Below are 12,379 nucleotides of genomic sequence, written 5' to 3'. Positions count from 1 at the left end.
CTTCGATAAGTCTTTTTTGAAAGCTATGATTTATGACTTAAGTCACAGCCTCTATTAATCATTCATATTTAAAATCTATCAAACTTCAGTTTAGTATAATTCGAGGTACTGATCGCGTTCCCACTTAGAAACTTGGGTACGGTATGCATCGTATTCCAAGTTCTTGGCTTCAATGAAGCTTGCATATAGGTGCGGACCCATTGCCTTGCGCATAACTTCGTCAGCTGACAAGTCCTTAAGGGCGTTGTGCAGCGTATCCGGCAAATTAGTAATGTGACTATCAGTGCGTTCCTTATCGTCCATCCGGTAGATGTTACGATCAACGCTCTTTTCAGGAACGATCTTATTCTTCAAACCATCTAAGCCAGCTTCCAACACGGCAGCAATGGCTAAGTATGGGTTAGCTGTTGGATCGACACTCCGAAGTTCAAGACGGGTTGACAACCCACGAGAGCTTGGTACCCGAATTAATGGTGAACGATTCGAACCAGACCATGCCACGTAAACGGGTGCTTCGTAACCAGGAACTAACCGTTTGTATGAGTTAACGGTTGGGTCACAAATTGCGGTGTAGCTGCGTGCATGTTTCAGCAAGCCGCCCAAGAAGTAGTAAGCATCTTGTGATAACTGCAATTCGCCCTTCTCATCGTAAAAGGCGTTGCCGTCTTTGTGGAAGAGTGACATGTTCAAGTGCATGCCGGAACCGTTGATCCCAGTTAATGGTTTTGGCATAAAGGTTGCGTATAGACCAAACTTACGTGCAACGGTCTTAACAACCAGTTTAAAGGTTTGAATGTTGTCAGCGGCGTGCAATGCATCCGCGTACTTGAAATCAATTTCGTGTTGACCTGGTGCCACTTCATGATGAGCGGCTTCCACATCAAAGCCCATATCCTCAAGCGTTAGCACAATCTCGCGACGACAATTTTCACCCATATCCATTGGTGCCATATCGAAGTATGACCCTTGATCGTTTAAATCGGTGGTTGGCTTACCGTTTTCATCCATCTTAAATAGGAAGAATTCTGGTTCTGGTCCAATGTTAAAATCAGTGAAACCAGCCTTGCGCATATCACCCAAAACACGAATCAAGTTGTTCCGAGGATCACCTTCGAACGGTTTCTTATCGGGTGTGTAAACTTCGCAAATAACCCGTGCAATTTTACCACGATCACTGCTCCAAGGGAAAACCATCCAAGTTTGTAAGTCCGGATACAGATACATATCACTTTCTTCAATTCGAACAAAACCGTCGATTGAAGAACCGTCAAACATTAACTTGTTATCAAGTAGTTTTTCCAGTTGTGAAATTGGCACTTCAACGTTTTTAATCGTTCCAAACAGATCAGTAAACATTAAGCGTAAAAATTGAACATTTTCGTCCTTAGCCATTTGACGAATATCGTCTTTGGTGTAATCGTGTTTTGGCATAAAATCGCTCCTTGAATGATAGATTGTATTAACCGTCAGAAATTAGTGTTACTTAAGGGGTCGCTGTGGATGCAATGAAGGGCCGGAATTAGGTTCAAGACCGCTAATATTGAGAAATTCATCATGCAAAATTCGACGAACATCATTATCAGTCAACGATTCGTTTTGCAAATCATCCACCCGTTTCTTTTGCTGAGCGTAGATTGCTTTAATACCAGCCATATTGATGCCGTCATTCAAATAATCCTTGATTTCAAGCAGCTTATCAATATCATTTAACGAATACATCCGCCGGTTACCCTCCGTTCGTTGCGGAATAACCAGCTTTTGTTCCTCGTAGTAACGAATTTGACGTGCCGTTAAATCAGTTAATTTCATAACTGTACCAATTGGTAAAACTGATTTTGATCGTTGTAGTTCTTTTTCTGCCATTGCACTCACCTCCCTCTAACATGTATAATCATACCACTATTCGTTTGCCTGTCAACACTTCATGTTATGTTTTATTACATCATTTTTCTAACCACTCAGAAATGGCCATACCAATGTCACTTTTCACGCTTGAATCAGCAATAATATCATACCAATGGACGGGAATTTGGTGTCGAAACCAGGTTAGTTGTCGCTTGGCATAGTGCCTGGTATCCTGTTTGATCCTTTCAGTTGCGGCAGCCGCTGAGATCTCGCCCTTAAAATAGGGGAAAAGCTCCCGGTAACCGATCCCCTTACCAGACTGCCACTGCTCACCGCCGGCTTCATAAAGCTGCCTTGCTTCGTCAATTAAACCCATGGACAGCATTTGATCTACCCGGGCGTTAATGCGTTCATACACTTTAGCCCGGTCCGTGTTCAATCCGATCACAAAGGCGTCATACCTTGGGGTTAGTGTTGACTGCTGCTTAGAAAAGCGTTTCCCGGTCCGTTCGTAAACTTCCAAGGCTCGCACGACCCGGCGCTCGTTTCCGACAGGAATTTTTTGTGCTGCATCCGGGTCAATTTGATTTAAGCGATCCCATAGTGCTTGCTGGCCGTGATCTGCAGCGTATGTGTGCCACTTGTTTCTAACCCGTTTTGATTGTTCAAAATGATCGCCGCCAAGCTGCATATTATATAGTAGTGCTTTAAGATAAAAGCCGGTGCCGCCCACCACCATCGGTAGGCCACCACGAGCTGAAATCTCATCAATCAACCGCTGACTTTCTTGCACAAAGTCAGCAACGGAATAGCGTTCATCAACGTTACGAATATCAATTAAATAGTGTGGAATATTCTGCCGCTCTTCAGGCATGATCTTCGCAGTTCCAATATCCAAACCGCGGTAGACCTGCATCGAGTCACCAGAAATAATTTCACCCCGAAATTTTTTTGCTAGTTCCAATGATAAGGCGGTTTTTCCAACCGCGGTTGGTCCAATAATGGCCAGTACTTTCTTCAAACCGATCACTCCACTATAATTTTGTTAATTACTGGAAATTTAACTTTAAAACCTGCATAATACATAATATAGGTAACAAACCATATTTTAACCTGTTAGGGGGCCTTTAACAATGAAGCATTTTATCAAGGGATTTTTATTTGGCACTGTCGCTACTGTTGGTGCCGTTGCGGGTGCAGCATTATCGTTCAAGAAAAAGGTTGTTGAACCAATCGAAGATGAAGAAGAAAAGTTTGAGGAAAACCGCAAACGGGCTGCGCGTAAAAGTCGTTCAGCTCACCACTAACATTCTAAAAGCATACCCTTCAATTGATTAGACACTCTGTCTATTCAGTTGGAGGTTTTTTTATCGGCTAAACTGATACGCGCAAAAAGCTCATGGCCCAAATTTCCGTTGATCTCTGACCCAGAAATTTGTCAGCAATGAGCTTTTTGACGGTTTAAACGGACTTAAATCAATAATTGACTTTACTTGATGATGATATCTTGAGGCTTAACCTCTTTGCCAAAGTACGGTTTCAGTTGAGAATTGTAATCCTTCTCGAAAAAGCCTTCACCATTAAGTGATTTGACTTCCTGATTGGTCCAGTTCAGAAGTGATTTATTTCCCTTCTTCACGGCTGGTGCAATGTATTGCTTGGGGCCGATTGATTTAATACCCACGGTGTATTTCGGTTGGTCCTTTACCCAGGCATACAGGTACGAATTGTCATCTGCTAACGCAGCCCCGCGATTGTTTTTCAAAGCGTTAAACTGCTGCGTTTTCGAATCAAATTTCAGCAAGTTGACCTTTGACTGCTTTGCGGTAAAGTAATTTTCAGCCGTGGTTCCCTTCGTTACAATCAGGTTCTTCCCTTGCAGCTGTGTGACCTTGGTCACCGGTTTAGCCTTCGGCGACACGACCCCGACGGAAACCTTCATGTATGGTGAGGCAAAGGCAACCACTTGCTTTCGCTCCGGTGTCACAGTGAAGTTAGCCAAAACCAGATCGACTTTGTTGGCATTTAACGCATCTACCCGGTTGTTGGCGTTGACCTGAACAAACTTGGGCTTAACCTTTAAGTCTTTAGCAATTCGTCGTGCCAGCGTTAAGTCGTAACCCACCCGCTGGCCTTGCTTGTTGACCCAGCCGTATGGCGGCAGATCACCAAAAACCGCAATTCGAATCGTACCGCGCTTTTTGATCTGCTGTACCGTACTTGAACCATTCGTTGATGAAGCCGTAGAGTGATTGCTCTTATTGCTGCCGCAACCGCTGAGGACCAACGCAAGACTAGCAGTGATACCAAAGAACAACGCGAATTTTTTTACGCCAAATTTCTTCATGTACTTTTCCTCCTAAAATTTGATTGGTTTTTAAAGCCTGGTTGATGAATTCATGTGGTTGACGCTTGATTGCTTCACAGCTAAAACGCCATACTTTCCAAAAACGCTCTTGCCCTATCCGTTTGCGGCTGCTTAAAGAACTGATCACCCTTGGTTTGTTCCAAGATTCTGCCATCTTCCAAGAATAAAACGCGGTCAGCAATCTGTTGGGCAAAGTTCATTTCATGAGTCACCACGATCATGGTCATGTTGGCATCCTGTGCCAACTTGGAAATAATGTTCAAAACGCCGCGAACCATTTCCGGGTCTAAGGATGCGGTCACCTCATCAAACAACATCAGTTCCGGTTTCAACGCCAAGGCTCGTACGATCGCAATTCGTTGCTTTTGACCACCCGACAATTGGCGTGGATAGGCCTTCTCGTAATCACGCAGCCCAACTTGATCCAGCAGTTTTTCCGCACTTGCTTGAGCCACTTTGGGTGATTGGTGTTGAACCTTAACTGGTCCCAGCAAAATGTTGTCAAGAACCGTTAAGTTGGGGAACAGGTCGTAACTTTGAAAAACCATGCCGATTTTTTGACGAACCTGTTGCCAGTACTTTTCTGTTGGCTCAACCTGTTTGCCGTTAAACGTGATGGTTCCCTTTTGATAAGCTTCCAACCCGTTTAAGCAGCGAATCAGCGTACTTTTTCCGGAACCAGAGGGGCCCAACAGTGCCACAACTTCTCCTTGATCGATCGAGAAATTGATGTCATGAAGAATGTGATCCTTTTGATAATACTTTTCTAAATGTTCAACTTTTATTATTTGCTTAGCCATTTGCACGCTCCAATCGCTTCTTATCCAGCCGTTTTGCCCACCAGGACAGTGGGTAATCAATCGCAAAGTACATCACGAAGATCATGCCGTACACCCAAAAGACGCCAGTGGGGAATTTCTGATTATTTGCTTCGACGACTTGCTGTCCTACGTTGATCACGTCCATGACACTGATCAGCATCAGTACCGAAGTGGTTTTGATCACCCGGGTGACCAAGTTGACCGTGGCCGGTAATTCCAGTGAAACAGCCTGCGGAATCAGCACGTACCGGTATAACTGCCACCGGTTAAGGCCGATTGCCATCCCCGATTCACGTTGATGCTTGGGGACTGATATCAAAGCCCCGCGGACAATATCGCTCATTTCGGCACTGGTCCACAGTGCAAAAGCGAGCATCGCCATCTGGTTAGCTGGCAGGTTAACACCTAGCTGCCGGGGCAAAATGTAATAAAACAAGAAGAGTAAAACCACGGTGGGAGTGATCCGGAAAAACTCCAGGTACAGCCGCAACACAAGCCGTAATAAACGATTAGGGAACGTCCGCAAGACACCTAAAACAATGCCTAAAAGCAAGCCCAAGATCAACGCAACCCCAGCAATTTCAACGGTGGTCCACAACCCGCCGAATAGACGGATAAGGTTGCGCCCTTCGAACAAAACGTTAATTCCCGAATGAGCCATAGCGAACCCTCTTTTCTAAAATGGTGAGAATCAGTGACAACGGTATTAGAATCAGCGCATAGCCAATCACGAGCATCAGCAGGTATTCATTAGAGCGGTAATACATACCAATCAGATCCAGTGCCGTGTTGGTCATTTCTGGAATCGCAATGACCGTAAAAATCGAAGTTTCCTTGATCAGAAAAATCATGTTCGCTGCTAAAGCCGGAACACTAAGTATTAATCCTTGGGGAAAAACAACGTAACGGGCTAGTTGTAACTGAGACAGACCAATTGCTTTTCCAGTTTCGACCTGCGTCTTGCTGACACCGTCAAAGCCACCGCTGAAGCCTTCAGCCATGTAACTGCCGCCAAGAAAGATCAACCCCACGATCCCGCATAATTCAGCGTTTAACTTAAATCCTAAAACCGGAAAAGCATAGTATAAAAAGAATAACTGGACTAACAGCGGTGTGTTGCGAGAGACTTCAACGTAAATGACCGCTATCTTGCTGAGAATGGGTACTCGAAAATATTTTAGCAGGCTACAGATCAACCCCACGATAATCGATCCAATAATGCCAATAAACGACAACCAAAGCGTCAGTACAAACCCCTTTTCAAAAAGTGGTAAACTTTGCTGGATAATTTGCCAGCTGCTCATGTGATTTTGCCCCCTGACTTAAGATAATCAACTCATATTTTAGAAAGATCGTCATTTGACAAATAAAAAAGTCCCTATCAGTTCATTGCTAAACTGATAGGGACGATTGAATTCGCTATTCCACCCTGTGATAAAAGTTCTACGGCTCGTATTCAAGCCCGGGACGATAACGTGTCCTGACGATTTGCCATTAAGCAAATAGGCGTCTAAACAGGCGCACTTCATTCATGCATTAGGGTCCCTTCACATCAACCGGGACTTTCTTTACCTAACAGCATCAACTACTCTTCCTGTTCATAACCTCTAAAATAGGATTAAAAAATAATTAAAGCTTAAATAGCATCCTTCCAACAACCCGAACACCAGCACGCTTCACTAGTTCCGTATTGGATGGCGCCTTTGATAAAACCCATAGTACCACAACTTTTTAAAATGGCAATCTGTTTGCTTACTAAAACTTAGGAATTTCCATTCTGAGAAAACAGTTAGTTAACCCCCAGGGGTTGGTTACAAAAAGGACACAATCGCCTTTAAATACGGAGATTGCGTCCTTTTCGGTGAAACCAGTAATCACTCATTTAGCGTACTAAAAATATGCTAAAAAAATATTTTTTGTGAAGTTGATAAAACGATTTATTAAACCGACTTTTTAGTTTTACCATCCCAACGTGCATACCCGGTCTTAAGAATATAAATATCTTGATAACCGTGTTTCTTCAACAGAATTGCTGCACGGGAACTCATTGTCTTCCCTTGATCATAAAGGTAAACCGGCATATCTTTGCGAATGCCTTGATAGTAGACACGCATGGTTGAATAAGGGATGTTTCGTGCGCCAAGAATATGGCCGGCATCGAAGTCCTTTTTCTCCCTCACATCAATGACTTGCGCTTTACGCATACCTTCCCTAAATGTCTTTTCGTCAATGATAGTCGCCGCTTGGTTACGTTGATGTAGTCCGTAGAGGTACCAGCAGAGGTAACCAAGAATTAAAATAACTAAAATAACTGTATAAACCGTCGATGTTGAAATTGCTGCGATTGCCATGTATCTCGTCCTTCCAAACTAATTATGCGCCTGCGTTTTCAAACCGAAGTGCCAACGATGAAGCACCAATTGCACCCGCATCGTTACCAAGCTGAGCTAATTTAAGCCGTGTTGAGTCACGAACAGCCGGGAACGAGTTTTCTTGGAAGTAACGGGTAGTCGGTTGCAGTAACGTATTACCAGCAGCTGAAACACCGCCGCCAATAATAATATTAGCAGGGTTTAAAATATTAGCACAGTTAGCTAATGCTAAACCAAGGTAAAACGAAACGCGGTCCACAATTCGACTGGCTAAAATATCGCCATTATCTGCTAAATAAGTCACCATCTTCGAAGTCACTTCTTCATGGCTATCAAAAAGTTCTTTCAAACGTGATTTACCAGTAAATTCTGCTGCCATGTCTTTAGCAACGTGAACGATACCAGTTGCCGAAGAATACTGTTCCAAGCAGCCGCGTTTGCCACAAGTACATAAGTAACCATTGGGTTGAACAGTAATGTGGCCAATTTCGCCGGCACCGCCATTAATCCCGTGCAGCAATTGGCCGCCGGCAATGACACCGCCGCCGACACCAGTACCAAGGGTAACGAAAATCACATCTGAATCCTTCTCGCCGGCACCCTTCCAAAATTCGCCAAGAGCAGCCACGTTAGCATCGTTTTCCAAGACTAATTGTAACCCAACGCCAGCTTGAATCTGATCACGCACGCGTTGAGTGGTCGTCCAGTTTAAGTTGTAGGCCCCAATAACGGTTCCATTTTCAATATCAACTGCGCCTGGAGTACCCATTCCGATACCCATAAACTGATCTTTCGTATAACCGGAATCGGTCATTGTTTTCTTAAGTGACGCAATAATGTTAGGCACAATGTGCTTACCATTTTCACTGACATCAGTGGGAATACTCCATTTTTGCAAGATATCACCCTCGCGGGAGACGAACGCAATCTTTGTGGTTGTCCCACCTAAATCAATACCAATCAAACTCTTTGCCATGAACCTGTTCCTCCAGACTTATTTCGTGTTTACACGTGTTTTTTCACGTGCTTCTTCAAGACGGTGTTCGTGTGTTAAAACTAATTTGGCATGCGCAAACGTGTCATGGTCAATCAAGTGGGCATCATGGAGATGATCTAATTCCAAAGCCATGACCTCGATATCCCACAATCGCTTACCAACGTACACGTAAATGTCGAATCGTTTTAGCAGCTGCTGTACATCATAGAGCGTTTTCATTTCGACATCCTCCGAAAATTAACACGACTACCATTTTATTTTACCTCGTTACACCATAATAGTATAGCCCAATCATAACAAGAATGGCAACGATTACAGCTAAAATTCTTTTAACGGTACTGATCCGTCCCACCTTTGGGACACCAACGATGTAGGCCATTAAAAAGCCAATCACCAAACCGCCGATATGTCCCTGAATATCGGTTCCAACACTAAAGATATCAAAAACTAAGTTGAAGCCAATAAACAACAGGAACGTTTTGGTCATTTGGCGAATATACGGATTTTCCCAAAACGATTCACCTAACATCAGAAAAGCACCAAAAAGGCCAAAAATGGCCGTACTAGCACCGGCAGAAATTGAGTTGGGATTAAACGCGAAACTAGCCAAGTTGCCGCCAATTCCCGATATTAAGAAAATCGCCAAGTAACGCCAATGGCCAAAAATCGCTTCGATTTGAAATCCAATAAAATACAATGTCACCATGTTAAATAAAATATGTTCAAAACCCATATGCAGAAAAATGGGGGTAATCAAACGCCACCACTGTCCCGCAAGAATCAATGGATTATATTTTGCGCCAAAATCAACCAGAACTTGCGTATTTTGACTACCGCCAGCCAGCGTCATCGCCAGGTAGACTAAAATGGTGATCACAATCAAGCTGATCGTAATGTATGGTCCGGCTAACCAGTGCTTAAGCCGTTGCTGCATCCTTTGCCCCCTTAGTAACTTGTAATGACGTGCTGAATCAGCACATCAGTATCGGCAACTTGCCAGGTTGGTTCTTTAAACATTTGGGGTTCAAATGCTAGCGTAACTGTACGGCCCTGATAATCAGCTAAGAAACGGTCATAATACCCGCCGCCAAAGCCAAGCCGAACACCCTTCTTAGTAAAACCAAGTCCGGGAACAACGATTAAATCAATTTGCTTTTTGGTCACTTCTGTGCCGTTTTCGGGCTCCATAATACCAAACTTGGACTCCTTTAAAACAGTGGCATCCGTTAGTGGCAAAAAGACCATTTTACGATCGGTACTAAATGTTTTGGGAACGACAATCTCTTTATGAGCTTGCTTGGCAGCATCAATAATGGGTTGCGTATCTAATTCAAATCCTGTCGATAGCGTCACGGCTACCGTTTGACTGCGATTCCACTCTTCAGACTCAAATAACCGTTCGTACAGCGTTCCCGCCTGAAAATGACGAACATCATCTGGCATTGCGTTTAGTGCTGCCATAACCTGTTCCCGGACTGCTTTTTTAGTTGCCATTGTCGTTTCCTCCTATTCTTAAATAAAAAAGGCGCAGGCTCATCGCCTATGCCTTTATTTTGTTTCTTTGTGTAACGTCACCTTGTGTTGACGTGGGCAATACTTCTTAAGCTCTACCCGGTCAGGATTGTTACGACGGTTTTTACTTGATAAGTAGTTTTGTTCGTGACATTCGGTACATTCCAATGTAATGTGTACGCGCATGGCTTGTGACCTCCCTACGTTTTTATGATTTGGCAAATAGCCTTAACTCGTAGTATTTTATCATTTATTCAAACTAATTACCAGCCCAAATACTAGATTTGTTAAGTAAATTTACTTTACAGCTGATTTAAACGATCGCGCCTTAATTGCCAGCGGTAGTCGTATTAGTAGCGATATTACTTGGTGTATTGCTATCAGACTTCAGGGTCGAAGTAGACTGAACCGTACTCCAGTATGCCTGATAAATTGATTTGGCTAACTTCATATTGTTATCTTCAGCGTTATAGTCCAAGTTAGGCATTGCTAAAGCAACAACGACCTGCGGATGCGTTGAAGGTGCGTAAGAAGCCAAACTCAAAGTAACCGTTTGGGTACCTTTGTAGAAGGTTTGCGCCGTCCCAGTTTTTGCTGAAATTTCTGGCTTGATCGTATCCATTTCGCCACCGGTCTTCCAGGTGTTAGTCCCGTGAACAACGTCATAGAGTCCTTCAGTTACCAGTTTGCGTTCTGCTGGCGTCATGTCAATATGGTTAAGGACCGTTGGCGTCACGGAGCCCTTAACAGTTCCTAAGCCGCCGTTTTTGTTGGTACCCCGAATGGCAGACAAAATATGCGGCTTAATCCGGTAACCGCCATTGGCAATGGTTGACATGTATTGAGCAACCTGAATCGTCGTGTAGGCATCATAGTTACCAAAGGCTTCATCCAAAGCATTCCCTAAGTGTTTTTTAGAATCTGACCCTGCCAGTCCAGTGGTTTCACCTGGCAGATCGATCCCCGTTTTAACTCCTAAACCAAACTGGTTAAAGTAGCCGCGCAATTTACTGAAAATATTAGGGTTCATGGTTAGCGCCGCACCCGGAGAATACTTGAAACCGGCCTCTTTCATTGCTAATTGCATCATGTACGAGTTAGAGGAAACTTCCAGTGCCGTCGAAGCATTAACCGCCATGTTTTGACCACCGTTTTTGTTAAACCATGAAGCCTTCTTGGTGCCACCAACGGTAATTGGCATATCAGTCATTGTGTTGTTAGTTGGCGTAATGACACCATCCATCAAGGCTCCAGAAACCATCGCACCCTTAACCACTGACCCCATGGTAATGGAGTTATTGATCGCACCCAATGCGTTATTAGTAATCTTTTGGGTGTGCGGATTACGGTCAACACCTGCCATCCCAATAATATTACCATTATTGGGGTTCATCACAACGGCATACGTCCCGGTTGAAACACCGCCGGCACCACCCTCAGCCTGCCGAACCAGCGATTGCAATTTCTTTTGGAAACCAGCGTTGATGGTCAATTGCAGATTATCACCCTTTTGACCGCCATAACGTTTAACTTCCTTCATGATCTTAGTCCCGGAAACCTCAACGTCGGTTTGAGACTTGCTGCCTCGTAAGACAGGCTCATACTGCTGTTCAAGATAACTTTGACCCACCGAGTCATTTCGGGAATATCCCTGGGCCAAATACTGATTGACTTTGTTATCTGGCAGCCCGATCTTTTCGGAAGAAACCGTTCCTAAAATACTCTTTAGGGAACTGCCGTACGGGTAGTCACGCGTCCAACTAGTCCCGACTTTTACGCCCGGCATTTGACCTAGATGTTCACCCACTTCAGCTAATTCCTTGCTGGTCACGCCAGTTTCCTTAATATAAGTGGTTGATAATGAATAAGCCCCACTCATCCTGGCATAAATCATGGCATCGTTTTTCTGCTGTTTATTTAATCTAAACTCAGAAGGATGCGCATACAAGTACTGAAGCTCTTTGTCGTTAGCATCCGACTGAACGCCGTTTTTGATGCCAGGAATTTTCGACTGGATCTGCTTTTCTCTGCTTGAAGATGCTAAGAAATAATCAGCCCGGTTACGCCGTGTTAGTGAACCTGTCGGCACCGACAGGTATTTCCCTAACCGGTTAGCTATTCGGTACATATCGGGGGCCATCACATTGACACCCTTGGTATAACTGATAGCTTGGTGGGTTTTATTGCCGACCAAAACACGACCAGTAGAATCAAAAATCATTCCTCGTTGAACGTTATTCGTTTCAACTGTGCTATCCGTCCGACTGACTTCAGCTTTCAACTGAGTGCCATGGAGAATTTGCAAATATGCTAATTGTGCTATTAACGCCGCAAATAAAAGCCCGACAATAATAAATAGGAAATTCATTCTGAACGGGATCTGAGCCGTTGTTGACGACTTGCTGCGAGACGTCCGGTGTTGAGTAACTCGACTAAAGAAATTTTTCAATGTCCTAACGCTCCT

Annotated in this window: 15 protein-coding genes; 1 reads left to right on the top strand and 14 read right to left on the bottom strand. The window is 44.0% G+C overall.

Annotation, left to right across the window (positions count from 1 at the left end; all coding sequences use genetic code 11):
• Positions 1-90 precede the first annotated feature (90 nt).
• From CES81_RS05770 to miaA, 3 genes are all read right to left on the bottom strand, one after another.
• On the bottom strand, positions 91-1,431 hold the full coding sequence (locus CES81_RS05770) for a glutamine synthetase family protein (protein WP_089087685.1): 1,341 nt from the start codon (positions 1,429-1,431) through the stop codon (positions 91-93).
• Between the two features lie 48 nt (positions 1,432-1,479).
• Positions 1,480-1,863 carry a MerR family transcriptional regulator gene (locus CES81_RS05765; RefSeq protein ID WP_089087684.1) on the bottom strand — a complete coding sequence of 128 codons (384 nt, stop codon included), beginning with the start codon at positions 1,861-1,863 and terminating at the stop codon, positions 1,480-1,482.
• 79 nt (positions 1,864-1,942) lie between these two features.
• Positions 1,943-2,866 carry a tRNA (adenosine(37)-N6)-dimethylallyltransferase MiaA gene (miaA, locus tag CES81_RS05760; protein WP_089121020.1) on the bottom strand — a complete coding sequence of 308 codons (924 nt, stop codon included), beginning with the start codon at positions 2,864-2,866 and terminating at the stop codon, positions 1,943-1,945.
• 112 nt (positions 2,867-2,978) lie between these two features.
• On the opposite strand from miaA, the gene CES81_RS05755 reads away from it, so the two are divergent.
• The gene (locus CES81_RS05755; RefSeq protein WP_089087682.1) at positions 2,979-3,152 is read left to right on the top strand and encodes a DUF3042 family protein; all 174 of its coding nucleotides are present in this window, start codon (positions 2,979-2,981) and stop codon (positions 3,150-3,152) included.
• A gap of 182 nt (positions 3,153-3,334) precedes the next feature.
• On the opposite strand, the gene CES81_RS05750 is transcribed toward CES81_RS05755, so the two are convergent.
• The 11 genes from CES81_RS05750 to CES81_RS05700 form a co-directional block, all read right to left on the bottom strand.
• On the bottom strand, positions 3,335-4,192 hold the full coding sequence (locus CES81_RS05750) for a transporter substrate-binding domain-containing protein (RefSeq protein WP_089087681.1): 858 nt from the start codon (positions 4,190-4,192) through the stop codon (positions 3,335-3,337).
• An 80-nt stretch (positions 4,193-4,272) separates the two neighbouring features.
• Positions 4,273-5,013, bottom strand: coding sequence for an amino acid ABC transporter ATP-binding protein (locus tag CES81_RS05745; protein ID WP_089121019.1), 741 nt, complete (start codon positions 5,011-5,013; stop codon positions 4,273-4,275).
• Positions 5,006-5,695, bottom strand: a complete 690-nt coding sequence (locus tag CES81_RS05740; RefSeq protein WP_089121018.1) for an amino acid ABC transporter permease — start codon at positions 5,693-5,695, stop codon at positions 5,006-5,008. The genes CES81_RS05745 and CES81_RS05740 overlap by 8 nt, the downstream gene beginning before the upstream one ends.
• Positions 5,676-6,338 carry an amino acid ABC transporter permease gene (locus CES81_RS05735; protein WP_089087678.1) on the bottom strand — a complete coding sequence of 221 codons (663 nt, stop codon included), beginning with the start codon at positions 6,336-6,338 and terminating at the stop codon, positions 5,676-5,678. Before CES81_RS05735 ends, CES81_RS05740 begins: the two co-directional genes overlap by 20 nt.
• A gap of 636 nt (positions 6,339-6,974) precedes the next feature.
• On the bottom strand, positions 6,975-7,385 hold the full coding sequence (locus CES81_RS05730; protein ID WP_089087677.1) for a rhodanese-like domain-containing protein: 411 nt from the start codon (positions 7,383-7,385) through the stop codon (positions 6,975-6,977).
• 22 nt (positions 7,386-7,407) lie between these two features.
• Positions 7,408-8,382 carry an ROK family glucokinase gene (locus CES81_RS05725; protein WP_089087676.1) on the bottom strand — a complete coding sequence of 325 codons (975 nt, stop codon included), beginning with the start codon at positions 8,380-8,382 and terminating at the stop codon, positions 7,408-7,410.
• A gap of 18 nt (positions 8,383-8,400) precedes the next feature.
• Positions 8,401-8,622 (bottom strand): YqgQ family protein, encoded by a 222-nt coding sequence (locus tag CES81_RS05720; protein WP_089087675.1) that lies wholly within the window; start codon positions 8,620-8,622, stop codon positions 8,401-8,403.
• 40 nt (positions 8,623-8,662) lie between these two features.
• A complete protein-coding gene (locus CES81_RS05715; RefSeq protein WP_089121017.1) occupies positions 8,663-9,337 on the bottom strand; it encodes a rhomboid family intramembrane serine protease in 675 nt (224 codons plus the stop codon).
• Between the two features lie 11 nt (positions 9,338-9,348).
• Entirely contained in the window at positions 9,349-9,897 is a 549-nt protein-coding gene (locus CES81_RS05710; protein ID WP_089121016.1) for a 5-formyltetrahydrofolate cyclo-ligase, read from the bottom strand.
• A 54-nt stretch (positions 9,898-9,951) separates the two neighbouring features.
• Positions 9,952-10,101, bottom strand: a complete 150-nt coding sequence (rpmG, locus tag CES81_RS05705) for a 50S ribosomal protein L33 (protein ID WP_082593127.1) — start codon at positions 10,099-10,101, stop codon at positions 9,952-9,954.
• Between the two features lie 142 nt (positions 10,102-10,243).
• The gene (locus CES81_RS05700) at positions 10,244-12,364 is read right to left on the bottom strand and encodes a peptidoglycan D,D-transpeptidase FtsI family protein (protein WP_439951277.1); all 2,121 of its coding nucleotides are present in this window, start codon (positions 12,362-12,364) and stop codon (positions 10,244-10,246) included.
• Between the last annotated feature and the right edge of the window lie 15 nt (positions 12,365-12,379).

Origin of the sequence: Secundilactobacillus pentosiphilus (genome assembly GCF_002217985.1) — a bacterium.
GTDB classification, from domain to species: Bacteria; Bacillota; Bacilli; order Lactobacillales; family Lactobacillaceae; genus Secundilactobacillus; species Secundilactobacillus pentosiphilus.
Note: the sequence above shows the minus strand (reverse complement) of the source record. Positions and strands in the feature narration are given on the sequence as shown.

Bases quoted from the DNA above. Each gene is read 5' to 3' on its own strand.
- CES81_RS05755 (WP_089087682.1), top strand. From the start codon at position 2,979: ATGAAGCATTTTATCAAGGGATTTTTATTTGGCACTGTCGCTACTGTT.
- CES81_RS05730 (WP_089087677.1), bottom strand. From the start codon at position 7,385: ATGGCAATCGCAGCAATTTCAACATCGACGGTTTATACAGTTATTTTA.
- CES81_RS05710 (WP_089121016.1), bottom strand. From the start codon at position 9,897: ATGGCAACTAAAAAAGCAGTCCGGGAACAGGTTATGGCAGCACTAAAC.
- CES81_RS05770 (WP_089087685.1), bottom strand. From the start codon at position 1,431: ATGCCAAAACACGATTACACCAAAGACGATATTCGTCAAATGGCTAAG.
- CES81_RS05735 (WP_089087678.1), bottom strand. From the start codon at position 6,338: ATGAGCAGCTGGCAAATTATCCAGCAAAGTTTACCACTTTTTGAAAAG.
- CES81_RS05720 (WP_089087675.1), bottom strand. From the start codon at position 8,622: ATGAAAACGCTCTATGATGTACAGCAGCTGCTAAAACGATTCGACATT.
- CES81_RS05750 (WP_089087681.1), bottom strand. From the start codon at position 4,192: ATGAAGAAATTTGGCGTAAAAAAATTCGCGTTGTTCTTTGGTATCACT.
- CES81_RS05725 (WP_089087676.1), bottom strand. From the start codon at position 8,382: ATGGCAAAGAGTTTGATTGGTATTGATTTAGGTGGGACAACCACAAAG.
- rpmG (WP_082593127.1), bottom strand. From the start codon at position 10,101: ATGCGCGTACACATTACATTGGAATGTACCGAATGTCACGAACAAAAC.
- CES81_RS05745 (WP_089121019.1), bottom strand. From the start codon at position 5,013: ATGGCTAAGCAAATAATAAAAGTTGAACATTTAGAAAAGTATTATCAA.
- CES81_RS05765 (WP_089087684.1), bottom strand. From the start codon at position 1,863: ATGGCAGAAAAAGAACTACAACGATCAAAATCAGTTTTACCAATTGGT.
- CES81_RS05715 (WP_089121017.1), bottom strand. From the start codon at position 9,337: ATGCAGCAACGGCTTAAGCACTGGTTAGCCGGACCATACATTACGATC.
- CES81_RS05740 (WP_089121018.1), bottom strand. From the start codon at position 5,695: ATGGCTCATTCGGGAATTAACGTTTTGTTCGAAGGGCGCAACCTTATC.